Source organism: Mucilaginibacter sp. P2_A4, assembly GCF_056405015.1.
In genome coordinates this window covers 228,383-251,898 of the sequence record NZ_JBFUCX010000011.1, presented here as the reverse complement: position 1 = coordinate 251,898, position 23,516 = coordinate 228,383, and the positions used below count along the sequence as shown (strand labels likewise).

Below are 23,516 nucleotides of genomic sequence, written 5' to 3'. Positions count from 1 at the left end.
ACTTTATTACTACATAAACCCTTAGTCTTTACTTTACACCCGGCGCTGTTTAATAATTTAATATTTATTAATAATTTAAATTAACATTATTTATCCTGTGACAAAATGATAGCTGAATAAGCACCTACGGCAACGTTTGTAGATTGCGCATAGCCATCACATTCCAGCTGCTCTGCTTCCGTGTCAAAAGCCTTAAAATCCCCGAATTCCTTATCGTAGCCTTCCCAATCGCTGTTGAAGCGAACTTTCCAAAGCCCCAGATCAGGCATACCGATACGGTAATCTTCATAGGCCTGCCCTGAAAAATTCAATACGACCACGGTGGTATCGCCTGCACCGCCTTCCTGCCAGCGCTGATAAACCAAGACTTTCTTTTCATTATCCACTCTAATTACTTCTGAATGTTCCCCGCTTAGCCCATCGGTTTGTCCATTATAATTCAAACGCAAGCGTATCAAATCGCGGTGCAGGTTAACGAAGCCGTTAAATTCTTTTTTTCGTTTCCAGTCGATCGGGTCGGTATCCGAAAACCATTGATCCTCCAGCAATTCATGACCCTGGAAGATCATGGGAATACCGGGCACTGTTAACACCATAGACATCCCAAGCGAAGCACGCTTTTTAGAGTAGTAATTATTGACGTCACCATCAGCGATTTCTTCAGCTACCCGGGCCTTACCATTTGCCACTTCATCATGACTTTCGGTGTAAACTACCCGGTGAAAAGGATTGCCACTGTAGCGCCGGATAAGCGCTGCTTCCATGGCAAACATATCGCGCTCCCCATCTTCGGGTGCGATAATGGCGTTGCGAACGGGGTGTACAAAATCGCCGTCCCATTGTGCGCCAAAACCCAGTCCACCGTTTTCCACTTTATCCGTTATCTCATCAAGGCCGTGCAGGTCTTCTGCAATGGTCAGTTTCCAGGGGAATTTTTCAGCAATTTCGCTGTTGATCCACCGCAATAAGCTCATACCGTCTTCCAGCATGCTGTCCGGACTTTCATCTGCATGAACGTTACGGATATATGGGATCATGTCCATACGTAACCCGTCTACCCGGTATTCCTCCAGCCACATCATCGCATTATCACGCAGATACTGGCGAACTTCTGCACGCCCATAATCCGGGCGGGTATCTCCCCAGGGTGTTTCTGATTTCCAATCGTTATAAAAGTAGATGCCGCCTTTATTATTTTCAGACCAGCCATCGAACTGCCACAGGTCAAGGTCACTTGGGCCAAAATGATTATAAACCACATCGAGAATTACTGCAATGCCCAATTCATGCGCAGCTTTCACCAGGCTCTTGAATGCATCCGGCCCGCCATATGCTGATTCTATAGCAAAAGGCTGGGAGGGATTATAGCCCCAGGAAAAATCACCGGGAAATTCAAAGGGCGGCATCACCTCAATGGCATTGATGCCCAGATCTTTCAGGTAGGGTAATTTTTCGATTACGCCGTAAAGGTCGCCGGGCTTACCTTCTTCCTTCACATTAAAGGTGCCAACGTGTAGCTCGTATACCACCAATTTATTCCAGGAAGGCATATTATATTCTGCATTACCCCAATCGAACTGGTTACTGTCGTAGATCACGCCGTTACCCACAGAATTGGTCATCTGCCGGGCATAGGGGTCATTCCGAAAAAACTCTCCAAAAGGAGTTTGAAGGAAGTATTTATATTCATCACCAGCTTTGGCATTTTCAGCGAATCCCGCCCAATAACCATTGTCTTCATTTTCTAATGGACAAGCCCCCTTGTCAAAATTGTTAAAACTTCCGAATACAAATACAGCTTCTGCGTTTGGTGCCCAAACCCTGAAGTAAGTGCCTTTATCAGTTATTATCGCGCCCATTCCGGCTACCTTATTTTCCGGGGTTAAAGTTTTCGTTTCCATATCGAGCTATAAAAGGATTATTTCTACAAATTGTTTAAAAACTGACCAATTTTTTACACAAGTATCAGGAAGCTTAAATTATTTAGTTCAACACTAAAATGTATTTCCCTGAGCAAAACTTTATTCGTCACTGCCTCACACATTTGTTTGGAACACATGTTGTTAGCTCGAATTCAAAAATTAAGATTATGGCAACACATCAACACTTTAAAATCGGAATTTTAGGCGGAGGCCCGAGCGCGCTTTTTATTTATAAAAGATTGGTGGATGCAGATCTCCCCAATATGGAGATCACAATTTTTGAGAAGCGAAGCCGCTTAGGCGAGGGTATGCCTTACAGTATGGAAGGGGCAAATGATGAACATATCACTAATGTATCCGGCAATGAGATCCCTGAAATTGTTACTTCAATTGCGGATTGGATCAACACAGTACCTAAGGACACTTTAGATAAATTCCATATTGATGCCTCTCGGTTCAATGAATACAAAACACTGCCCCGTTTGCTATTTGGTCAATATTTGACAGCTCAATTTAAAATGCTGGAAAAGATAGCCAAGGATAAGGGTATTCAAACCAATATTCTCTTTAATACAGAGGTGGCTGATATCATTGACGATAAAGAAACCAAAATTACCACGGTAATTGCCAATGACCAGGAGAAGCATGACTTTGATGCAATCGTGATTTGCACCGGCCATTTATGGCCCAAAAAACATGAGGGAAAGACCCCGGGCTACTTTGATTCACCATATCCGCCGGTCAAGCTTGGATTTAAAGCTGACCACCCAATAGCTGTACGTGGTTCTTCACTTACGGCGGTTGACGCCATCAGGACCTTGGGACGTTACAACGGTGATTTTGCTAAAGATAAAAATGGTAAGCTCACCTACACGGTCAAAACTGATACACCGAATTTTAAAATCGTGATGCATTCCAGGAATGGCCTGCTGCCGGCATTGCGTTTTCATTTAGAAGACTCGCATTTTGGAAAGAATACCGTGCTGACTGCGGAAGAAATCAAAAGTGTACGAGCAACCAATGATGGATTTTTGCCACTCGATTATGTTTTCGATAAGAATTTCAGGCAGGGTATAAAAGAAAATGATCGGGAGTTTTATGAGCGCATCAAAGATTTCACTTTAGAGGATTTTGTAAATGATGTCATGGAGCTCCGGGAAAAGCTGGACCCATTCCAATTGTTAGCAGCAGAATATGCTGAGGCAGAAAAATCAATTAAGCGCCGGGTGTCGATCTATTGGAAAGAGATGTTGGGTGTATTAAGCTTCGCTATGAATTACCCGGCCAAATACTTTAGTGCAGAAGATATGCTCCGGCTACAAAAAGTGTTGATGCCCCTGATCTCCGTGGTGATCGCTTATGTGCCACAAAGTTCAGCGGCGGAAATGCTGGCCATGCACGAAGCGGGTGTACTGGATATTGTTGCGGTTGGTGATGATAACGAAGTAGAACCCGTAGAAACAGGCGGTATTATATATCACTATAGCATAGACGGACAGGAAAAACATGAGGCATTTGAAACTTTTGTAGATTGTATCGGACAGCCGCATTTATCATTTGAAGAATTGCCTTTTCCTGGCCTGATCAACAATAAAACGGTAAGCCGGGCCAGGTTATATTTCCGGGATCAAAACTATGGGAAAACTTTGCATGATAAAGGCAATGAAAAAGTTAAAACCGATAGTGACGGCAAGTATTTCCTGAATGTTCCCGGTATCACGATTAATGATTCATTCCAGGCGGTAGATGAATATAATGCTTTTAATGACCGGATCTATATTATGGCAGTACCTTTTATCGGCGGCTTTAACCCCGATTATTCCGGGCTTGATTTTGGAGAAGCGGCTTCAGCGCTGGTTATAAAATCCTTAACTGAGGTCTTTAACGCCCCCAAATAATTCACGAAAGTGGATAAACTAATCTGATTGAACCGTTCCGCCAATTTCAGAATACAAAAAAACAAATTAGTAAAGAGGAGACAATAGCTTATGGTTTTTACAGGTCATTATCCGATACATCGCGAATATAATCCAAGTTAAACGTAATAACCCTGCCTGGCAATCAAACTTATGGTAATGGTATGTTTAGAACCGCTTTTATCCATCCAGCGTTCTATGATAACGTACTGAAAGTCAATAAAAAAGGGGTTGCTTTTTTACAAGCAACCCCTTCAATTTTCTAACCAGATCCCGGTTAGTACCCAGCGCCGGAGTCGAACCGGCACGGTTTCCCACAGGTGTTTGAGACCAGCGCGTCTACCAATTCCGCCAGCTGGGCTTACTATGCTGTAATGTGATCGTTGATCCCTTACAGGCGGGCTGCAAATGTATCTAAACTCTCTTTAATTCGCAACAAATATTTTTGTCTATAATAAATATCTGCAATTTTTATGCGGCGTTCTTCCTGCGCACTATGGTCAAGCTTGGTATAACCCGCAGTTAATCCGGATAATTTTTCATTAATATCCCCCTCAATAGCAAGCACTTCCGCTGTTATAGATCCTAACTCTCCCGAGTCGTCAACTTCCATCAGGCGTTCATTAATATCCATCATTTCCATTAAAAAATCTGCCGGTAATTGTGGTTTTGCACCCTCAGAAACCAGGTCATGCAGCTTTAAAATGTACTCCATTCTGCGCGCCGGGTCGGTTAAAACCTGGTAAGCTTTATTATTTAGGGTGGATAGTTCCAATATTTCCTGTTGTTTAGCTTCATCTTCTCCGGCATAAAAATCGGGATGATAAAGTTTACTTAGCTCATAAAACTTCTTTTTTAGCGTAGCCGGTTCAATATGGAAAGACTCGGGTATGCCATAAAACTCAAAATAATTCATACCACGAATTTCACTAATAATATCCGCTTTTACGAATTTCAGTGCTTGGAACATCATTAACCCATCAAATTCTAATAAATCCTTAAACAGGAGCAACAGTAACCCTCAGCAGTTATTTTCATTACACCCGTTTAACTTTTACCAGCAGAAGGAAAAGGATTCGACGGTACATCTATAGGAAACGCGGCTTCATGTTTAGATTGTTTCATCACCAGGGTACTTTGAACCGATCCGATGGCCATGATGCCAAACAATTCATGCATCAGAAATTGGTGATAGGCATCCAGATCCTTTACGGCTACACGCAATATAAAATCAAAAGCCCCTGTCATGTGATAACATTCCAATACTTCTGGTAACTGAATAATGGCCTGTTCAAAATTTCTTAAACTATCCTGGGAGTGATCTTTAAGCTGTACATGGGTAAAGGCCATCAAACCGCGGTCTATTTTTTTTGGATCCAGCACAGCCACATATTTTTTGATGAAACCTTCTTCCTCCAAGCGTTTAATTCTTCTATATATGGGTGAGGCGGTTTTGTGCAATTTGTCGGCTATTTCCTGATTAGTGAGTCGAGCGTTCTCCTGTAATATCTTCAGGATGCTGATATCAGTGTTATCGAGTTGATGAAGCATATGATTAGATTTTCCACATTAACAATCAAACTTAATTAATTACGCATTATTTAACCTAAAAAAACCTATTTTTTGATTAAATAAACCAAATAAAAAAATTAAATAGCAATATATTGTTGTAAATGTGAATTTTGATGCAACTATTATCCTATATAAATGAATCATCAAGACATTATCCTGGTTACAGGAGCCTGTGGGCAAATTGGTACGGAGCTGGTAAAAGTATTGCGGGATAAATATGGCCGTGAAAGGGTGATAGCTACAGATATCCGTAGCATTGATGAAACTTCTTCCGCAGAAGGTCCGTATTTCCGCCTTGATGTGTTGGACAAGCACGAACTTCAAAAATTGGTAACCAGTTTGAATGTTACCCATATCTATCATCTTGCAGCGGTGCTGTCTGCTAATGGTGAAAAGAATCCCCTGGGTGCATGGGATTTGAATATGCAGAGCTTGCTTAATGTATTGGAAGTAGCCCGCGTGGAGAAGCTACAGCAAGTTTTTTGGCCAAGCAGTATAGCTGTCTTCGGGCCGGAATCGCCTAAACAGCTTTGCGGCCAGTATGCGCTTATTGAACCAACTACTGTTTACGGGGTAAGCAAAGCCGCTGGAGAGCATTGGTGCCGGTATTATCATAAACAATACGGACTGGATGTACGCAGCTTGCGCTATCCGGGGTTAATTAGTCATTCTGCACAAGCAGGCGGTGGTACAACTGATTACGCTGTTGATATATTTCACCAGGCGGTAGGCAAGGGTTATTACGAATGCTACCTAAGTGAGCAAACGCGACTGCCAATGCTTTATATGCCAGATGCTGTAAGGGCCACTATGGAACTGATGGACGCGCCCGCTGAAAATTTATCTATCCGATCTTCCTATAACCTGGCCGGGATAAGCTTTACACCTGCAGAACTGGCTGCGCAGATTAACAATTTTCTACCTTTAGCGATAACCTACCAACCGGACTTAAGACAGTCTATTGCGGATAGCTGGCCCGAATCTATTGACGACCAGCAGGCAGCGAATGACTGGGGCTGGGCTCCGACTTATGACCTGGAAAGCATGACTGCCGATATGCTGCAAAACCTTGGCAACTATGAGGGGAGTAGTTCCTCGTCCATTGATATGAGCAAGCACTGATCATAAGGGGCAATTTATGGTGGCGGTAGTGACCATTAGCAGAAGGGGATAAATTGACAACAGAATCATTTACATAAGCGGTTTGAATTAAATTTATCTCTTACATTTATGCTTTGATCATACCCCATCTAAAATATGACTAATTCTACTATAACGCTTCCCAAAACAACAGGTGGCCGTATTAAATCAATTATTGCAGGTTCGTTGGGTAATTTGGTTGAGTGGTATGATTGGTATGTTTACACTGCATTTTCCCTCTATTTTTCGGATGCCTTTTTTCCTAAGGAAAATGAAACTGTACAGTTATTAAACACAGCCGGTATTTTTGCTATCGGCTTTTTAATGCGCCCAATTGGTGGTTGGTTGATGGGTACATTTGCCGATAAACGCGGCCGCAAAACAGCGCTCACCACATCGGTATTACTAATGAGCGTGGGCTCGCTCATCATCGCTGTTACACCTGGCTATAAATCTATTGGTGTTGCCGCTCCTGTTTTATTGGTAATAGCCCGTATCATCCAGGGTTTAAGCGTAGGAGGAGAGTACGGCACCAGTGCCACCTACCTTAGTGAAATTGCGGGCAAAAAGCGTAGGGGTTTTTATTCCAGTTTTCAATACGTAACGCTTATAATGGGGCAGTTGCTTGCCCTCGGCGTACTCATTTTATTGCAACGCGCATTTTTAACCGAACAACAATTACATGATTGGGGGTGGAGAATCCCTTTTGGCATAGGCGCTTTTTTAGCCGTTATTACTATGTACCTCAGGCGCAATTTGCAGGAATCGGCATCATTTACTAAAGAAAAAGATCAAAGTGACTCCATGCATGGTACCATAAGTGCGTTGGCCAAACACCCTAAAGCTGTACTTACTGTTATTGGCCTAACTATTGGTGGTACCCTGGCTTTCTATACGTTTACCACCTACATGCAAAAGTTCCTGGTAAACAGTTCGGGTTTTAGCAAAGCCAGCGCCACATTAATATCAACACTTACGTTGGTTGTTTTTATGCTGGTTCAACCCGTTTTTGGTTTACTTTCAGATAAGATAGGCCGCAAACCCCTGTTGATCGGCTTTGGTGTATTGGGAACAGTTAGTACTATACCCATTCTTACTCTATTAAGCCATACCAAAGATGTTTGGGTGGCTTTTGCGCTCATTTTGTGCGCATTGATCATTGTGAGCGGCTATACATCAATCAATGCTGTTGTTAAGGCCGAACTATTTCCTGCAAATGTGCGTGCCCTTGGTGTAGGTTTCCCTTATGCCATAGCAGTATCCATGTTTGGTGGAACGGCGGAATACATCGCCTTGTTATTCAAAAATCATCATCATCCACAATGGTTTTATTGGTATGTAACCGTTTGTATTGCCTTATCCCTTGTACTCTATATTTCCATGAACGATACAAGGAAGCACTCCAAAATGGAAGAGGATTAATTTGAGTTTTAAGATGTGCCGGTTTTTTACTGTAGCTTTTTAACGGTTCTCCGGAGAGTTAATGTGTTTTGGGTTTCCAGGCGATTTAACAATGTAGTTTATAACCATTTTCATAATAAATATTGGTTTGTGGGTTACCAACTTACCCGGCCAGGAAGATGGTACTTTTTATCTTTATTTTAGATGTATGCCATCTAATTGCTATAATGCTAAAGCTGCCCCGGTTATTTTATACCATCCGTTTATCACTGCCGTTACATAAAAAATATTAATTTTGCCCACTTAACATTATGGGAGTTAGCCCAACATCTATGACCGATAGCAACAATTTATTTCAACTGGCAGTTACTTTACTGCAGCAACTTATATCTATACCATCCTTTAGCAAAGAGGAGGACCGCACTGCCGATCTTATTAATGAATTTTTACAGCAGCATGGAGTAACAACCCATCGTACACTAAACAATATATGGGCCTGGAACAAACATTTTGACCCCGCAAAGCCTACAATCCTGCTCAATTCACATCATGATACAGTAAAACCAAATTCGGGCTATACCCGCGATCCTTATGATGCCCAAATTGAAGATGGCAAACTTTTTGGTCTCGGCAGTAACGACGCAGGCGGTTGCCTGGTATCACTTATCTCGGTGTTTCTTTATTTTCATGATAAGGAAAACTTAAAATACAATTTTTGCTTAGCTACTACTGCCGAAGAAGAAATCTCCGGAGTAAACGGGCTGGAATTGATCATACCAGAATTGGGTAAACTGGATTTTGGAATAGTAGGAGAACCTACCTTAATGCAATTAGCAATAGCCGAACGCGGTTTAATGGTGCTTGATTGCACCGCACACGGCAGAGCGGGGCATGCCGCCCGCGAGGAGGGTGAAAACGCTATTTACAAGGCATTGGCAGATATTGAATGGTTTCGCAGTTTCAAATTCCCAAAGGAATCAGAAGTGTTTGGACCTATAAAAATGTCTGTAACCATTATCAATGCCGGCTCGCAACATAATGTTGTACCGGCCAGCTGTGTATTTACGGTTGATGTGCGGGTTACTGATGCCTACCGTAACGAGGAAGTATTGGAGATTATTCGCCAGCATGTAAATTGTGATGTTAAACCGAGATCTATTCGCTTAAAACCATCATCCATACCAATGGAACACGCTATTGTGCAGGCTGGTATTGCTTTAGGCCGAACAACTTATGGTTCACCAACCACATCTGATCAATCACTGTTGGATATCCCATCAATAAAAGTGGGTCCGGGTGATTCAGCACGTTCACATACAGCAGATGAATTTGTATATGTAGATGAAATAAGGGAAGGTATTGAATTGTATATTAAGATGTTAGAAAGCATAAATTAAACAATAAGTTCAAGCGACCGTCCTTTAAGGATGGGCTTGAACTTATATTATAACTCTCCCAAAAATCCAACCAGCGCAATAGCAACGCCCAACAACACTGCCATCATCTTCCGCAAGTTAAATCTATGATCGGCACTTGATTCAAATAGGATGGTGGTGGAAATATGCAGGAATATTCCAATAACTATACCCATTATCCGGTTAAAGTAATGCTGCAGATTACCAATATCACCGGTACTTAATGCGTTGCTAAAAAAATATCCGGCGGGTGCCATTATAGCAAATAGCAAGATAAAAAATACGGTCTTTTGTTTTCCCTGTTTATTAGTCAATAACACGGTACCTAAAGCAAAAGAGGCTGGTATATGATGTAATGCTATGCCATAAACCAATTGATTTTGGTTTCCCTGCGCCAACGGCATACCTTCAAGAAAAGCATGCAGGCAAAGGCTCACCATAATACCAACAGGAAACATAGCCAGATCATGGGTATGCCTGTGCATATGACCATGCTCAATCCCATCTGAGAATTGTTCCAGTACTATCTGGAACAGGAAACCGATCAATATAAATACACCTACATAATTATCATTGCCATGATAGGCATCAGGAATTAAGTGCAAAACAGTTATACCAAACAGGTATGCCCCGCTAAACGAGAGAACCAGTTTCAGCATTTTATGGCTATCACCTTTAAAAAGAAAAACGGCTAATCCGCCGCATGAGGCACTTAAAAACAATATTAAAACTTTCCAGATCTCCATTAAAACGCAGGTTGTATTTTTTTAAACAGGTAAGCAAACAAGATACCGACTACAGATCCGTAAATGGCTCCGCAGATCACATCTACCGGAAAATGCACGCCAACATATACTTGTGCAAAACAAATCAACGATGCCCATAAAATTGCTAAAAACCACACCCAGCGCCATTTTTTTCCAAAAACGAGGCATAAAAATATAGCCATGGCAAAATGATCGGTAGCGTGTGTTGAGGGGAAGCTATAACCCGATCCGCAGGGGATGCGGTTTATATCAGTAATACCTACAACAGGGTCGCGGCAGGGGCGAAGCCGCTTAACATTGTACTTGATTATGCTGGCGCTTGTAAAATCGGCAAAACCAGCCGTTGTAGCCAGCAATACAATAATAATCGCACCTACCTTTCTATATCGCCACAAACAAAAAACAATAATGAAAATATACAGCGGGATCCAGAATTTAGGATTACGCAGCCAGGGCATCACCAAATCGAAAAATGGGTTCGTTAGGTCATGGTTGATAAAGTAAAATAAATGCCGGTCGAGCTGTAAGATATAATCTGGCATTGATGTAATTGTCAATTTTATAGTTTCGGCTCAAAGTTATTAAATACTTTAAAACAAGTTTTATAATAGCGAGCTAATAAACTTTTAAACTCATTTTAGTTTACTGGTAAATATGCTTTAGCTACAGGATACCCTATGCTCATTAAACTATAATAATGTTATAAGGCTGTTTGCTGAGTTATTCTGGGCATTTTTTGCTGAGCAAACGTTTGCAGAAAAATATAATTTGTACCCTGCTATTGGTTAAATACCTTACTTTTGTGGTACAAAAAAACAACAACATCTTGACACTTATAAAATCAATTTCGGGTATACGCGGCACCATCGGTGGTGCGGTTGGCGATGGTTTAACACCGCTAGATATTGTAAAATTCACTTCGGCCTATGGTGCCTGGGCGGTCAAAAAATCTGGCATTAAGAAAATTGTTATTGGCCGCGATGCACGTTTATCCGGCATCATGGTAAACAACCTGGTTATTGGCACGCTGCAGGGATTAGGCATTGATGTTATTGATCTTGGCCTGTCAACCACGCCTACTGTAGAATTGGCTGTAACCGGCGAGCATGCTGCAGGTGGAATTATCCTTACGGCAAGCCATAATCCAAAACAATGGAACGCCTTAAAATTGCTTAATGCCGATGGTGAATTTATAAGTGATGCCGATGGTAAAGAAGTATTGGAGATTGCAGAAAACAGTGATTTTACATATGCTGATGTTAATGATCTGGGTAAAATAACCCAGGATGCCAGCTGGCTGCAAAAACATATCGACCTTGTGCTGGCTTTGCCATTGGTTGACGTTGACGCAATCAAAAAAGCTGATTTTAATGTAGTAATTGACTGTGTTAACTCCACAGGCGGTATTTTTGTACCGGCTTTACTGAAAGCCCTGGGGGTAAATACTATTCACGAATTGTATTGCGAACCCGATGGCAATTTCCCTCACAACCCGGAACCACTTCCAGAGAATCTTACCGCTTTATCAAAAGAGGTTTTAAGTAAAAGAGCTCATTTAGGTATAGCTGTTGATCCGGATGTTGATCGCCTTTGCTTTGTGTGCGAAGACGGTAATATGTTTGGCGAAGAATACACGCTGGTGGCAGTTGCAGATTATGTTTTACAGCATAATTTGGGGAACACAGTATCCAACCTGTCATCAACCCGGGCCCTGCGTGATGTTACAGAAAAAGCCGGTGGCGAATACCACGCTTCGGCCGTAGGTGAGGTAAACGTAGTTAACAAAATGAAAGAAGTTAACGCGGTTATTGGCGGTGAAGGTAATGGCGGCGTAATTTATCCCGAACTGCATTACGGTCGTGATGCATTAGTTGGTATTGCTCTGTTTTTAACTCATTTGGCTAAATCCGGCAAATCGGTTTCAAACTTGCGCCGGTCTTATCCGGGTTATTTTATATCTAAAAATAAGATAACCTTAACACCCGAAATGGATATCGATGCCCTTTTAATCAAGGTTGAAGAAAAATACGATAAACAACCTCACTCCACCATTGATGGTCTAAAAATAGAGTTTGATAAAGAATGGGTACATTTGCGCCGTTCAAACACTGAACCAATTATCCGTATTTACTCCGAAGGCAACTCAGAAACGGTTGCAAACGGATTGGCAAATAAGATAATTGCTGATATTAAAGAAATTTTGAATTAACTATTGAATTAACGGTTAGTGATTGAAGGTCAAAAAAAAGTCACTAACGCACAAATTCACCAACTCACTAATTAGATAAGATGCGTGTTTATTTTGACAATGCTGCTACAACGCCGCTTGATCCGGAAGTTTTAAAAGAAATGTATAAAGTAATGGAAAGCCATTTTGGTAATCCATCATCTATCCACTCACATGGCCGTGAGGCAAGAACCCTGGTTGAAAGATCACGCAAAACCATTGCCAACTTGCTGCATACTTCGCCTGCAGAGATATTTTTCACATCAAGTGGTACCGAAGCTGATAATACCGCAATCCGCTGTGGCATTGTTGATCATAACATTACGCATGCCATAACCAGTCATATTGAACATCATGCTGTGCTCCATACGCTGGAAGCGATGGAAAAATCGGGCATTATAAAATTGAGTTTTGTTAATATTGATAGCAAAGGCAATGTTGATTATGATCATCTGGAAACCTTGCTTAAGGATAACGAACGCAGTTTTGTATCTATTATGCATGCGAATAATGAGATAGGCACACTATCGGATATGAATCGCATTGGCGACCTATGCGAATCCTATAACGCCATCTATCACTGCGATACTGTACAAACAATGGGGCATTACCGCCACGACCTCAGCAAGCTTAAAACTCATTTTTTAGTTTGCGCAGGCCACAAATTGCATGGGCCAAAGGGTGTAGGTTTTTTACATATTAACCACCGCATTAAAATAAAACCATTTATATACGGTGGCGCCCAGGAACGCAATATGCGTGGTGGTACCGAAAATATTTATGGTATAGTAGGCCTGGCTAAAGCACTTGAAATAGCTTATGCCGAAATGGAACAACACCAGGCCCACATCCAGAATTTAAAATCATACATGATAGGTAAATTGACTAACGAGATACCTGGTGTAAACTTTAATGGAGAAATTGACGCGGACAAGAGCTTGTATACAGTGCTTAACGTTGCCTTTCCGGAAATGGAAATGGCTGACATGTTGTTATTCAATCTTGATATTTCTGGAATCTCGGCTTCTGGTGGCAGCGCCTGCAGTTCTGGTACCGATATTGGTTCACATGTACTTACAGCAATTGGGGCAAGCTCATCACGGCCTTCGGTTAGATTTTCTTTCTCAAAATATAACACAAAAGATGAAGTTGATTTTACCGTTGCCAAAGTAAAAGAACTTTGTTTGGTTAACGCATAATCCTTTGCTCATAAGCCTTACGAAGTTTTAACGACTTCGTAAGGCTCATTAAGCGCCAATTGATCTTGCCTTACTTCAACGCTGACTCAAGCATTGAATATTTATAATTCTTCTCCCGCTCTTTTTTGCTCACCATAACTTGTACAAAGCAATGGAGCTTGCAAAGACAAAACTACCTCGACGAGTTTTTTAGGTTTAGACATCCCGAACAGGCACTACACAATCTTTGCATAAACTAATCTACCTATCGAACGCGGGGCGGCCCTCTTAAACGCCATTGCAAAAAAAGACGAAAATTCAGCATAACCACTCAATTCTAGAAAATTATTTTCTTATTTCGAAAACAAAATAATAATTCAATAGGTTTATTAATTAATATAAAATTTAAAACCTATGAACACAAATAAAGAAGAATCCCGGAATAACCAGGATGAAAATCGTAACGATTTGAAACGAACAAGCAATTCGTTTCCAGGTCAAAGGCACGATAATTTGAAAAAGAATAAAAACGGTGATGACCCTGATGAAATACCAGAGGAACATGAATCTGAAAACGAAGGTACAGGCTACCATACCCAATCAGAAGTTGATCAGCCACAAAAAGGCGCCGATACTTCATACAGTGAACAAAACGACGTCACTCCACCCAACAAAAAAGAATTCCCGTCCGTAGGGCCAGCTAAAACAGATTTTGAAAGTCGCCCGCATGGAAGAACAACGGGTAGAATGATAGGGCACGAACCTGGTACAGAGGGAATATAAGAACACCCGCTACACCGCGCTAAATTGTAAACATCTAATATAATTCCAAAACAGTCTAAAATTCGAAAACGATTTTGGATAATAATTTGGATAATAATGAGTTAAAGTAACAATAGGGTTTATGACGACAAATTAAACCTGGCACATGTTAGGGTCGGCCTTACTTAATACTGAATAAATATATTGTCATGAACCAGTGCTAAACAAATGTTTAGTAGAACTAATATTTTAACCATAAAATATAGAGGAGGACATGATAATGAACAGCTATGGAGAACCCGATAGAAATCGGGGCTACAACAACAGGGTAGGAGGAAGTCACAGAAATTTTGATATGAGTACCTACCAAAATGAATTCAACCTGGAAAGGTCTGGGCCTAACAGAAAAAATCTAAGAGTTTTGCATGAAGATGGAAGCTTTGCTGACCTTCCTGACAGAGAAATACCTGGAGCCGGTGCACAATGCGCTGCGATAACAAAATAACTCGCTGCTTTTAATGAATAAAGGCTACCCAAAACGGATAGCCTTTAATTTGTATTTTGTATCGAATAAACCTAATTCTTCATCATTTTCAAAAACGACGCTAATTTCTCTTTCATTTCCCTGCGGTCAACGATAAAATCAAGAAAACCATGTTCCTGAACAAACTCTGCAGTTTGGAAGCCTTTAGGCAAATCCTTTTTAATAGTTTCTTTAATCACCCTCGGGCCGGCAAAACCTATCAGAGCACCTGGTTCGGCTATGTTGATATCGCCCAGCATGGCGTAAGATGCAGTTACTCCACCCGTTGTTGGATCCGTCAATAAAGATATATACGGGATCTTAGCCTGTGATAATAAAGCAAGTTTAGCTGATGTTTTTGCCATTTGCATTAATGAAAATGCTGCTTCCATCATTCTTGCACCACCCGATTTCGAGATCATTAGAAATGGGATCTTGTTGGCGATGCTATAATCAATGGAGCGGGCTATTTTTTCCCCAACTACAGAACCCATTGAACCACCAATAAAATTGAAATCCATACAGGCAATAACAATATCCTGTCCGTCTATTTTACCTACACCAGAACGTATTGCATCCTTTAAACCCGTTTTTGACTGAGTTTCAGCAAGCCTGTCGGTGTATTTTTTGGTATCTTCAAAGTGCAGCGGATCGCCCGATGTAAGATTTTCAAACAGTTCTGTAAACTCGTTATCATCAAACAGAACAGAAAAATATTCTTTTGAACCAATGCGCAGGTGATAGCCACAATAGTGGCAAACATATTGATTTTCAACCTGCTCAGAATAATGTAAAGGTTTCTTACAATTAGGGCATTTATTCCAGATACCATCAGGGGTTTCCTTCTTTTCCTCAGTAGTCGTAATTATCCCTTTCAACTCTCGTTTAAACCACGCCATATCTATATCTAGCTCTTTCAATTGACTACAAAGAAACGAAAAATATTAAACAAGTACTAAGGGATAAAAAACTTGTCGGCATAAAAATTATTTATCAAAAATACGCAAGGCCGTTTTTATGCCAAATCCGCAATAAAAGGGCTTTATTTTTAGTAAAAAACATTATTTTGATATATAAATCCCATTTTTACTACCTTTTAAATATACTTTGCCAATTTTGCTGAACAAAATGTTAATATTCAATCAATAATAACAAGTTTTCTTACCTAAAACAAAGAAATTTTATAACTTCGAGGCCCAAATAAAAGCTCATGGATTTAAAAAATTATAAAGGTGTTCTGCACGGAGATCAAGTGCAGGAACTATTTGAAGCAGCTAAAAAGCATCAGTTTGCTTTACCGGCAGTAAACGTTATTGGTACAAATACCATTAACGCAGTTATGGAAACAGCTAAACTGGTAAACTCCCCGGTTATTATTCAGCTATCAAATGGCGGTGCACAATTTTACGCCGGCAAATCATTAGATAATTCAAAATTACAAGCCTGTATATTAGGTGGTGTATCTGCTGCAAAGCACGTTCACTTGCTGGCAGAGCATTATGGTGTAGCTGTTATTTTACATACAGACCATGCTGCAATGAAGTTTTTACCGTGGATTGATGGATTGTTAGATCACGGCGAAAAATTCTTTGCAGAAACAGGAAAACCTCTTTTTTCATCACACATGCTTGATCTTTCTGAAGAACCTTTGGAAGAAAATATCGAGATCAGTGCTAAATACCTTGAGCGTATGGCTAAAATGGGTATGACACTTGAAATTGAATTAGGCGTAACCGGCGGTGAGGAAGATGGCGTTGACAACTCTGATGTTGACAGCTCACGTTTATACACTCAGCCAGAAGAGGTTTCCTATTCATATGAGCACCTTTCAAAAGTTAGCCCGCGTTTTACAGTAGCTGCTGCTTTTGGTAACGTACACGGTGTTTACAAACCAGGTAATGTTAAATTACAGCCAGTTATCCTGCATAACTCACAAGAGTATGTAAAACAAAAATTTGGTTTAACTGCCGATAAACCTATCAACTTTGTATTTCACGGTGGTAGCGGCTCAAGCCAGGCAGAAATTCGTGAGGCTATTTCATATGGCGCTGTAAAAATGAATATTGATACAGACATGCAATGGGCTTACTGGGAAGGTATAAAAGATTACTACAAATCAAAAGAAGCTTATCTTCAAGACCAAATTGGAAACCCAGAGGGTGAAGATTCTCCAAACAAAAAATATTACGATCCACGTGTTTGGTTGCGTAAAGGTGAAGAAACCTTTGTAAAAAGACTTGCTGTTGCTTTCGAAGACCTTAATTGCGTTGACGTTAACAGTAAATTATAATATTCATTAAAAACTAACAAAGCGCCGGTACATTTGTTGTATTGGCGCTTTGTTGTTAAATAAGGCGATCTACTTTACATAAAAAACACACCAATGGCAAAGAGCGCTAGAAAGAAAAAAAATTTATTTGAAAAGTTTGCCAACTGGGCAACTATAGCCACCGGTAGTTCGGCAGCTTTTATAGGCGCAGTAGCCATAATTGTTGTTTGGGGAGTTACAGGTCCAATTTTTCAATACTCAAACACCTGGCAGCTTATCATTAATACCGGTACCACCATTGTTACCTTTTTAATGGTTTTTTTGATTCAAAAATCACAGAATAAAGATTCAAAAGCCATACATTTAAAATTAAATGAACTGCTAGCGTCTCACCAGGGAGCGAGTAACCGTATGGTTGATATTGAGGACCTAAACGAACAGGAACTTGATCTGTTGCATAAATTTTATGTGCAATTATCTGAACTTGCAGAGGAGGAAGACGACATTACCTGCACACATTCAATTGATGCTGCAGAAGAAAATCATACCAATAAAATTAATTCCTATAAATTAAAACCTCATTACATCAATGCCCTCAAAAATCGTAGTAAGCAAAGCAACCACACAGGAAAATCTTGACAAAGTATATGCCGTACGCACAGAAGTTTTTGTAGTTGAACAAAATTGCCCCCCTGAATTGGAATGGGAATTTGAAGATGAATCAAATCATTTTTTAGCTACTGTTGATGGTGAAGCTGCAGGTGCCTGCCGGTGGAGAAAAACTGACAAAGGTTATAAGCTGGAGCGTTTTGCTGTATTACAAAAATTCAGAGGATTTGGTGTAGGGCAAGCTCTTGTACAAGCCGTCCTGGATGATCTCCCGGCTGATGCTGTTTATATTTACCTGCATGCCCAGATACAGGCAGTTTCATTATATAAAAAATTTGGATTTGAAGAAACCGGGCCCGAATTTGAAGAAGCAGGTATCAGGCATTATAAAATGATCAAAAAATAAAATCTTATTTAACTTATTTATAGATAGTTATATTTAAGACAATAATTAAATGAATTTAAAATGGTGATATGCAACCAATTTAAGCATACCATCGTCTTCCATTTAATTACACATCTTATATAATTGCTTTATGAAACTTAAATATCACAATTTATCAAAACCTTCAACCTTAAAAATTATCACTGCATGCTTACTTTGCTTTATTGCGATAGGTAGTTTTGCGCAGGATAAAACCAAAACCATTGGGAACAAGGCCCGAAAAGGATCAACCAATACTTCTTTTACCGCTGTAAAAGGCGCGCAAGTTGGCGTCATGATGAATGCGGGACATAAACCTGTAGAACTGCTTAAGCTTAATTTCCACGCAGATAACCGGGCAGGTGATAGCATTGCATTTAAAGTAAATGTTTATCAAATGAATGGAAAACTACCATCAGATACTAACCTTGTAAAAGAGGAGATAAAAGGTATCATTAAAAAAAATAACACGGAAGAGCACCAGTTAGTTAGCGTTGATCTGTCTCCATACAAAATTAATGTTAGCGGAGATATTTTAGTGTCGATAGAGTTTTTGACCACCAAAAACGGATTATATATTGGTTTTGCCTGTGGTTTATTTAATGGCGGCACTTTCCATAAGAATGCCAACAGCTCCGAGTGGAAGAAAATTCCGGTGGTTGGTGCCGATTTTAATGTACTGGTAAAGAAACTGAAATAAACAATAACCTTAGCTCAGTTATACCGAAATTAGCATAATTGAGCTAAGGATTATTATTTACTCAAACAACTCCTGCTCATCAGTATAATAAGTTTTCCGGGTGCCTTCTTTTATCCTGATCTCAGCACCTTTTGGGCTATGTGTTTTCCTGGAGTTGTGAATGAGCATAAAATCCCTTATTTCACCACTGATGATATCCGGATTTGATTTAAGGATAGATTTTTCGGCATTGGTTAAAACGCTTTCAATTGATTTCGTCAAGTCTTTTAACTTGTCCTCCGGAATTTTGTTACTTGCCGAAAAAGGGGAGATTCCCGCATCCCATAGAATCTCGTCAGCATATGCATTACCAATACCTCTGATGATCTTTTGATCCAGCAGTACGGTTTTAATATTGGTTTTTGTTTTGGCCAGCCGCGTTTTTAAAAAATTACTGTCGATCTCCATCGCATCCGGCGCTTCCTTTTCTTCGGGATTTAAAGTAGGGGTGGCTATGCCCTGGAAATCTGTGAGTACCAGGCCAGTATCGTCACTAAAATGTAGTTCAATTATCGGGTATTTATTTCCGTTCTTTCCCTCAAACAAAAACAGCTTGCCATGAAGCATTAGGTGTAGTGCCAATGTATCACCTTTGTCGAATTTAAAGTAAAGTTCTTTGCCTTCTCGGTATACCTTATCCAGCTTTTGGCCCTCAAGTGTATCCTTAAGTTCTTTATGGGTAACATTCAGTTTTTTAGCATTAACAATAATAATCTCCTTAACGGTTTTGCCGCCAATTTTTTTGTTGAGATTATAGCTGAATGCCTGGAGGTCTGGTAATTCGGGCATAATATTTAGTATTAAAATTTTAACCAAATATAAATGTATAAGTTTTAGTTTATATGCTGATCTCCACTTGCCCTACCGAAACCTACCGTATCTCTGTACATTTGTGGTGAAACATCGGCGTTGGTTTTAAAAAAACGACTAAAATAATATTCATCATCGTAACCCAATTCCCACGCAATTTCCTTTACAGGCTTATTGGTTAAATAAAGTTCCCGCTTAGCCTCAATAATAATACGTTCGGCTATGAGGTTACTAATGGTCTTATTGAAATGAGCTTTGGTGATACGGGCCAATGCTTTTGCAGAAATATTGAGCATATCGGCATAATTGCTTGCGCTGTGTTTGGTTCTGTAATGTGCTTCAATGGCTTCCTGCAAATTCTGCAATATAAACGGCTCTTTATTAACATCATCCGGATGCCGGCTCAATTCCTGCTGTTCTGCTTTTAACCGCGATGCCGTGATCAGAAAAATTTTGAGATAGGAAACCAGGATCTCAAATTGGGCTAACCCTTTATTTTGCATTTCGGCTCTTACCTGGTCAATAACCACATTAAATGTAGCGGCGCTTACCTCATCAATCCTCACAAAGGGGGGATGATAAATATTGTCAAACAAAATGCCACTGCACGAAACCTCCTTATGATGCTTATGGATACAAAAAAAATCGGGGTGAAATTGAATGGCTACTCCGCTTATTGGCTTTTCTGTAGATAACATAAAAGGTTGATATGGAGTAAATGCCAGCAGGTTATTCTCTTCAAAATCATACTCCGAAAAATCGGACTTTAACTTACCCGATCCTTCTTTTACCCAAATAACCGAAAAATAGTTATTTCGTTGTAAATGATCGAAATAACTATTATCCTCAAATAAAAACAACTTAAAGGCAAGGTTTCCGCTCACCGGATCAACCAGTGTAAATGTATTTTGCGAATCGGTCATTTAATTGATGCTAATTGCGCCTTAAGTTCCGCGTTCTCGGTCCGCAGTTTATTAATATACTCATGCTGCGCCATAAACTCATCCCGTATTTCCTCTACCGTATACCTGGGGGTAATGTGCTGAGGGCAATTCCAGTCATACGCTTTAACCTTTAACAGAATAATACGCTCTGGTTTAAATTTATAATCATCCAGGTTAAGTTTATCATATAATTCTGTATTGCCATCAATATCTAAAACACTTGCTTCAGCAAATATTTTTAAACGGGCCTTTGCAGCCTGATCTAATAGGAATAAAGCCACCTTACTATTGGTAGCTAAATTTCCTGTTGAAATATATTGTTTGTTACCGCCAAAATCAATAAAACCTAAAGTTTCATGATCAAGTACTTTTAAAAATCCCTTTGGCCCGCCTCGAAACTGGATGTAAGGATATCCGCTTTCGCTTATGGTTGCCATATAAAAGTTATCCTGGTGAGCTATGAAATCTGCCTCGCTTTCTGTAAGTCCATCAGTATATCTAAACTCCTCCTGCCGGCCATAACTGGCCCGGCTTCCATAACGCACCTGGAAATCCTTCACAGCTTCTGTAAAAGCAATTTGTGGGTAATTCATAATAAAATTAGTTTAAAACAACTTACGATCGGTTTCGGCTATGGGCATATCATTGATGCTGGCAAATCTTTTTTGCATGTAACCGTTTTCATCAAATTCCCAAAGCTCATTACCATAACTGCGATACCATTGACCGTTATGATCATGCCATTCATACTCAAACCTTACGGCCATACGATTTTCGCGAAAACCCCAAAGCTCTTTTTTTAGCTTATAATCCAGCTCCTTTTCCCACTTCTTTTTTAAAAACTGTTTTACTTCTTCGCGTCCATTCAAAAAATCAGTTCGGTTGCGCCATTCGGTATCAATAGTATAGGCCAGGCTAACCTTTTCGGGATCACGGGTATTCCAGGCATCTTCAGCTGCTTGCACCTTTTGCAGGGCCGTTTCCATGTTAAAAGGAGGGAGGGGATATCGTTTATTTTCCATGACAAAATATTTTGATTGATTAAAATTAAACATAAGAACCAATAGTCAGGATGTAAGAATCAAGATAAAACTCTTACATCTCAATTCTTACATCCTGATTATATTTTCCTTATGCTTCAACAGCATTTAATGCTTTTACTGCCGGAAAATCAATTTCAGTTGCGGCAGTATTATTAAAGTAGTTAGTTAATATATTTAAAGCTACATGACCAACAATCTCGCCAACTTCACCGTCTGTAAAACCGGCTGCCTTAACTGCATCAACGTCAGTATCATTTACTAACCCTTTTTTAGCCACCAAGGTGTTGGCAAATTTTAATGCGGCTTCGGTTTTGGCGTCATCGCTGCTGCCACTACGTGCGCTTTGCAAAGTTGCAGCATCAATATGAACCAATTTTTCGCCAATATATGTATGGGCAGATACACAATAGTCACAGCTGTTAGTTTCAGATATAGCGAGGGCCAATAGTTCGCCGGTTTTTGCACCAAGTTTGCCATGCGCCAACGCTCCGCTAAAGTTAAGGTAACCTTCCAGCAAGGCAGGTGAATTACCCATGGTGCGCATCATATTTGGTACCACACCTAATTTGCCTTGTATAGCGTTAAATAATTCTTTTGTTTTGCCTGTTGCTTCATCAGGACTTAATGCTTTTAAACGTGCCATTGTTGTTATGTTTTAATTGTCGTTATTGACAGTACAAATGTGCAAACGTTAGCGACGCTGTAACATGGATGAATTTCGTCAATGCATGGACAATTTTCCCGGGAAGTTATAAAAGGAATTTTTTAAATCTATTGGCTGCTATTTCTACTGCCTTTGTTTGCGCTTTATTAAGGTTACCATATAAGTTTAAGCTGACGTCGACCTTGTTACTTTTAATGGCCCGTTTCCAGTTGCCCACAACCTGGTTGTCAATCACAATAGCCGGATCAAAAATTACATGACGGGCTTGCGCCAGGTATTTGGGATTAACTAAAGCATCCCGATATTTATAAGCAATAGCAAATTCATCAAAGGCGGGTAATAAATAGGCATCATGTTTTGTGGCGATAATGGCATCATTATTATTTGCCATCCAATAGGTTTTTCCGTCAGATTTTATGCCGATCAATTGCTCTTTAATATTTTCCAGTCCAATGGCCGCATCAGCAATGGTAAGCCCAGACCAATTGGCAAAGTCATGTACGGTAGCAGGCCCACGGCTTTTAAAATAGCCGGTGGCTAACTTAATTAACGCTTCTTCATTGGTTAACTGTGGAGTTTGGGGTACTCTTTCATCTAGCAACGTATAGGTAAATTGTTTGCCGTTTCGGGCACCGCTGCAAATAACGGCGTCGAGTTCCGCATGCATTAGGAGTATAGTTAATCGCAGATCATCTGTTGCTATGCCGGCCTGGTTTAATGATTCGGTAATTTCGGCGCGGGTAAGTTGTTGGTTCCCCTCCATTACTTTTACCAACACATCGTTGCTCTTGTTGAAAATAGCATTATCTACTTCAAACTTTTTATACATCCCCGCATTAATGCTATTAATGCGGGGAGCGGTAAGTGCAAGTATCCAGCGAATATCAACCGGCGATACAAAGTGCCAGGTTGGTCTAAGCAGGTGGGTTCGCAGTATTTTACCTTCGGTTATGGCTTGTTCAATAACAGTGTCATGTGCATTTTGCATCCGTAAACCAATAGCCCATTTAGCACCGGCATAATCCTGTGCCTGCATAGCTACCATATATTTTACAACATCTGCAGGATCTTTAAACTGTGGATTGCTGATATGTTGGTTAAACATACGCAAACAGGCTAAATGATCATCTTTCATTATTGATATAAAATAATATCCGTAAAATTATATCGCACTATGAACTTTAGGTCCTG

General features: G+C 40.2%; 23 protein-coding genes and 1 tRNA gene. 11 read left to right on the top strand and 13 right to left on the bottom strand.

The window, feature by feature from the left end; translation table 11 throughout:
- Nucleotides 1-86: 86 nt before the first annotated feature.
- Nucleotides 87-1,901: an alpha-amylase family glycosyl hydrolase gene (locus tag AC1DYB_RS20645; RefSeq protein ID WP_477437617.1), complete on the bottom strand. Its 1,815-nt coding sequence runs from the start codon at nt 1,899-1,901 to the stop codon at nt 87-89.
- A 188-nt stretch (nt 1,902-2,089) separates the two neighbouring features.
- Here AC1DYB_RS20645 and AC1DYB_RS20640 point away from each other — a divergent pair, with 188 nt between their 5' ends.
- Complete coding sequence (locus AC1DYB_RS20640; protein WP_477437615.1) at nt 2,090-3,820, top strand: FAD/NAD(P)-binding protein; 1,731 nt, start codon at nt 2,090-2,092, stop codon at nt 3,818-3,820.
- Nucleotides 3,821-4,119: 299 nt separating this feature from the next.
- On the opposite strand, the gene AC1DYB_RS20635 is transcribed toward AC1DYB_RS20640, so the two are convergent.
- The 3 genes from AC1DYB_RS20635 to AC1DYB_RS20625 all read right to left on the bottom strand — a co-directional run bounded on the left by AC1DYB_RS20635 (nt 4,120) and on the right by AC1DYB_RS20625 (nt 5,389).
- A tRNA-Leu gene (locus AC1DYB_RS20635) sits at nt 4,120-4,199 on the bottom strand.
- A 30-nt stretch (nt 4,200-4,229) separates the two neighbouring features.
- Entirely contained in the window at nt 4,230-4,811 is a 582-nt protein-coding gene (hscB, locus tag AC1DYB_RS20630; RefSeq protein ID WP_477437613.1) for a Fe-S protein assembly co-chaperone HscB, read from the bottom strand.
- 74 nt (nt 4,812-4,885) lie between these two features.
- Complete coding sequence (locus AC1DYB_RS20625; protein WP_295718751.1) at nt 4,886-5,389, bottom strand: Lrp/AsnC family transcriptional regulator; 504 nt, start codon at nt 5,387-5,389, stop codon at nt 4,886-4,888.
- A gap of 156 nt (nt 5,390-5,545) precedes the next feature.
- Here AC1DYB_RS20625 and AC1DYB_RS20620 point away from each other — a divergent pair, with 156 nt between their 5' ends.
- The 3 genes from AC1DYB_RS20620 to AC1DYB_RS20610 all read left to right on the top strand — a co-directional run bounded on the left by AC1DYB_RS20620 (nt 5,546) and on the right by AC1DYB_RS20610 (nt 9,348).
- Nucleotides 5,546-6,532 (top strand): NAD-dependent epimerase/dehydratase family protein, encoded by a 987-nt coding sequence (locus AC1DYB_RS20620; RefSeq protein WP_477437611.1) that lies wholly within the window; start codon nt 5,546-5,548, stop codon nt 6,530-6,532.
- A 135-nt stretch (nt 6,533-6,667) separates the two neighbouring features.
- Nucleotides 6,668-7,972, top strand: coding sequence for an MFS transporter (locus AC1DYB_RS20615; RefSeq protein WP_295718744.1), 1,305 nt, complete (start codon nt 6,668-6,670; stop codon nt 7,970-7,972).
- Between the two features lie 290 nt (nt 7,973-8,262).
- Complete coding sequence (locus AC1DYB_RS20610; RefSeq protein ID WP_477437608.1) at nt 8,263-9,348, top strand: M20 family metallo-hydrolase; 1,086 nt, start codon at nt 8,263-8,265, stop codon at nt 9,346-9,348.
- 47 nt (nt 9,349-9,395) lie between these two features.
- Here AC1DYB_RS20610 and AC1DYB_RS20605 read toward each other — a convergent pair whose 3' ends face one another.
- Entirely contained in the window at nt 9,396-10,112 is a 717-nt protein-coding gene (locus AC1DYB_RS20605) for a ZIP family metal transporter (protein ID WP_477437606.1), read from the bottom strand.
- Complete coding sequence (locus AC1DYB_RS20600) at nt 10,112-10,675, bottom strand: phosphatase PAP2 family protein (protein WP_477437604.1); 564 nt, start codon at nt 10,673-10,675, stop codon at nt 10,112-10,114. The genes AC1DYB_RS20605 and AC1DYB_RS20600 overlap by 1 nt, the downstream gene beginning before the upstream one ends.
- A 284-nt stretch (nt 10,676-10,959) precedes the next feature.
- Between AC1DYB_RS20600 and glmM the strand changes: the two genes are divergently transcribed.
- The 3 genes from glmM to AC1DYB_RS20585 all read left to right on the top strand — a co-directional run bounded on the left by glmM (nt 10,960) and on the right by AC1DYB_RS20585 (nt 14,321).
- Nucleotides 10,960-12,342, top strand: coding sequence for a phosphoglucosamine mutase (gene glmM, locus AC1DYB_RS20595; RefSeq protein ID WP_477437602.1), 1,383 nt, complete (start codon nt 10,960-10,962; stop codon nt 12,340-12,342).
- An 80-nt stretch (nt 12,343-12,422) separates the two neighbouring features.
- The gene (locus AC1DYB_RS20590) at nt 12,423-13,559 is read left to right on the top strand and encodes a cysteine desulfurase family protein (protein WP_477396733.1); all 1,137 of its coding nucleotides are present in this window, start codon (nt 12,423-12,425) and stop codon (nt 13,557-13,559) included.
- Between the two features lie 393 nt (nt 13,560-13,952).
- On the top strand, nt 13,953-14,321 hold the full coding sequence (locus AC1DYB_RS20585) for a hypothetical protein (RefSeq protein WP_477437599.1): 369 nt from the start codon (nt 13,953-13,955) through the stop codon (nt 14,319-14,321).
- Between the two features lie 555 nt (nt 14,322-14,876).
- Here the strand turns inward: AC1DYB_RS20585 and accD are convergent.
- Nucleotides 14,877-15,722, bottom strand: coding sequence for an acetyl-CoA carboxylase, carboxyltransferase subunit beta (accD, locus tag AC1DYB_RS20580; protein WP_295718731.1), 846 nt, complete (start codon nt 15,720-15,722; stop codon nt 14,877-14,879).
- Between the two features lie 311 nt (nt 15,723-16,033).
- Here accD and fbaA point away from each other — a divergent pair, with 311 nt between their 5' ends.
- The 4 genes from fbaA to AC1DYB_RS20560 all read left to right on the top strand — a co-directional run bounded on the left by fbaA (nt 16,034) and on the right by AC1DYB_RS20560 (nt 18,825).
- Entirely contained in the window at nt 16,034-17,113 is a 1,080-nt protein-coding gene (fbaA, locus tag AC1DYB_RS20575) for a class II fructose-bisphosphate aldolase (RefSeq protein WP_295718729.1), read from the top strand.
- Nucleotides 17,114-17,206: 93 nt separating this feature from the next.
- Nucleotides 17,207-17,731, top strand: coding sequence for a low affinity iron permease family protein (locus tag AC1DYB_RS20570; protein WP_295718728.1), 525 nt, complete (start codon nt 17,207-17,209; stop codon nt 17,729-17,731).
- Nucleotides 17,682-18,107 (top strand): GNAT family N-acetyltransferase, encoded by a 426-nt coding sequence (locus tag AC1DYB_RS20565; protein WP_477437597.1) that lies wholly within the window; start codon nt 17,682-17,684, stop codon nt 18,105-18,107. Before AC1DYB_RS20570 ends, AC1DYB_RS20565 begins: the two co-directional genes overlap by 50 nt.
- Before the next feature lie 130 nt (nt 18,108-18,237).
- Nucleotides 18,238-18,825 carry a hypothetical protein gene (locus AC1DYB_RS20560; protein WP_477437595.1) on the top strand — a complete coding sequence of 196 codons (588 nt, stop codon included), beginning with the start codon at nt 18,238-18,240 and terminating at the stop codon, nt 18,823-18,825.
- A gap of 57 nt (nt 18,826-18,882) precedes the next feature.
- On the opposite strand, the gene AC1DYB_RS20555 is transcribed toward AC1DYB_RS20560, so the two are convergent.
- The 6 genes from AC1DYB_RS20555 to AC1DYB_RS20530 all read right to left on the bottom strand — a co-directional run bounded on the left by AC1DYB_RS20555 (nt 18,883) and on the right by AC1DYB_RS20530 (nt 23,460).
- Nucleotides 18,883-19,653: a DNA-formamidopyrimidine glycosylase family protein gene (locus tag AC1DYB_RS20555; RefSeq protein WP_477437594.1), complete on the bottom strand. Its 771-nt coding sequence runs from the start codon at nt 19,651-19,653 to the stop codon at nt 18,883-18,885.
- A gap of 44 nt (nt 19,654-19,697) precedes the next feature.
- Nucleotides 19,698-20,597 (bottom strand): helix-turn-helix domain-containing protein, encoded by a 900-nt coding sequence (locus AC1DYB_RS20550; protein WP_477437592.1) that lies wholly within the window; start codon nt 20,595-20,597, stop codon nt 19,698-19,700.
- Complete coding sequence (locus AC1DYB_RS20545; RefSeq protein ID WP_477437590.1) at nt 20,594-21,211, bottom strand: pyridoxamine 5'-phosphate oxidase family protein; 618 nt, start codon at nt 21,209-21,211, stop codon at nt 20,594-20,596. The genes AC1DYB_RS20550 and AC1DYB_RS20545 overlap by 4 nt, the downstream gene beginning before the upstream one ends.
- A 12-nt stretch (nt 21,212-21,223) precedes the next feature.
- The gene (locus tag AC1DYB_RS20540; RefSeq protein WP_295718721.1) at nt 21,224-21,640 is read right to left on the bottom strand and encodes a nuclear transport factor 2 family protein; all 417 of its coding nucleotides are present in this window, start codon (nt 21,638-21,640) and stop codon (nt 21,224-21,226) included.
- A 109-nt stretch (nt 21,641-21,749) separates the two neighbouring features.
- Complete coding sequence (locus tag AC1DYB_RS20535; RefSeq protein ID WP_477437588.1) at nt 21,750-22,304, bottom strand: carboxymuconolactone decarboxylase family protein; 555 nt, start codon at nt 22,302-22,304, stop codon at nt 21,750-21,752.
- A gap of 106 nt (nt 22,305-22,410) precedes the next feature.
- Nucleotides 22,411-23,460 carry a winged helix DNA-binding domain-containing protein gene (locus AC1DYB_RS20530; protein ID WP_477437586.1) on the bottom strand — a complete coding sequence of 350 codons (1,050 nt, stop codon included), beginning with the start codon at nt 23,458-23,460 and terminating at the stop codon, nt 22,411-22,413.
- Nucleotides 23,461-23,516: the final 56 nt, after the last annotated feature.

Coding starts and splice junctions, on each gene's coding strand:
- accD (WP_295718731.1), bottom strand. CDS start 15,722: ATGGCGTGGTTTAAACGAGAGTTGAAAGGGATAATTACGACTACTGAG.
- AC1DYB_RS20530 (WP_477437586.1), bottom strand. CDS start 23,460: ATGAAAGATGATCATTTAGCCTGTTTGCGTATGTTTAACCAACATATC.
- AC1DYB_RS20565 (WP_477437597.1), top strand. CDS start 17,682: ATGCCCTCAAAAATCGTAGTAAGCAAAGCAACCACACAGGAAAATCTT.
- AC1DYB_RS20545 (WP_477437590.1), bottom strand. CDS start 21,211: ATGAATTACCCACAAATTGCTTTTACAGAAGCTGTGAAGGATTTCCAG.
- hscB (WP_477437613.1), bottom strand. CDS start 4,811: ATGATGTTCCAAGCACTGAAATTCGTAAAAGCGGATATTATTAGTGAA.
- fbaA (WP_295718729.1), top strand. CDS start 16,034: ATGGATTTAAAAAATTATAAAGGTGTTCTGCACGGAGATCAAGTGCAG.
- AC1DYB_RS20555 (WP_477437594.1), bottom strand. CDS start 19,653: ATGCCCGAATTACCAGACCTCCAGGCATTCAGCTATAATCTCAACAAA.
- AC1DYB_RS20610 (WP_477437608.1), top strand. CDS start 8,263: ATGGGAGTTAGCCCAACATCTATGACCGATAGCAACAATTTATTTCAA.
- AC1DYB_RS20605 (WP_477437606.1), bottom strand. CDS start 10,112: ATGGAGATCTGGAAAGTTTTAATATTGTTTTTAAGTGCCTCATGCGGC.
- AC1DYB_RS20535 (WP_477437588.1), bottom strand. CDS start 22,304: ATGGCACGTTTAAAAGCATTAAGTCCTGATGAAGCAACAGGCAAAACA.
- AC1DYB_RS20600 (WP_477437604.1), bottom strand. CDS start 10,675: ATGCCAGATTATATCTTACAGCTCGACCGGCATTTATTTTACTTTATC.
- AC1DYB_RS20620 (WP_477437611.1), top strand. CDS start 5,546: ATGAATCATCAAGACATTATCCTGGTTACAGGAGCCTGTGGGCAAATT.
- AC1DYB_RS20640 (WP_477437615.1), top strand. CDS start 2,090: ATGGCAACACATCAACACTTTAAAATCGGAATTTTAGGCGGAGGCCCG.
- AC1DYB_RS20585 (WP_477437599.1), top strand. CDS start 13,953: ATGAACACAAATAAAGAAGAATCCCGGAATAACCAGGATGAAAATCGT.
- AC1DYB_RS20540 (WP_295718721.1), bottom strand. CDS start 21,640: ATGGAAAATAAACGATATCCCCTCCCTCCTTTTAACATGGAAACGGCC.
- AC1DYB_RS20550 (WP_477437592.1), bottom strand. CDS start 20,597: ATGACCGATTCGCAAAATACATTTACACTGGTTGATCCGGTGAGCGGA.
- AC1DYB_RS20615 (WP_295718744.1), top strand. CDS start 6,668: ATGACTAATTCTACTATAACGCTTCCCAAAACAACAGGTGGCCGTATT.
- AC1DYB_RS20560 (WP_477437595.1), top strand. CDS start 18,238: ATGAAACTTAAATATCACAATTTATCAAAACCTTCAACCTTAAAAATT.
- AC1DYB_RS20590 (WP_477396733.1), top strand. CDS start 12,423: ATGCGTGTTTATTTTGACAATGCTGCTACAACGCCGCTTGATCCGGAA.
- AC1DYB_RS20570 (WP_295718728.1), top strand. CDS start 17,207: ATGGCAAAGAGCGCTAGAAAGAAAAAAAATTTATTTGAAAAGTTTGCC.
- AC1DYB_RS20645 (WP_477437617.1), bottom strand. CDS start 1,901: ATGGAAACGAAAACTTTAACCCCGGAAAATAAGGTAGCCGGAATGGGC.
- AC1DYB_RS20625 (WP_295718751.1), bottom strand. CDS start 5,389: ATGCTTCATCAACTCGATAACACTGATATCAGCATCCTGAAGATATTA.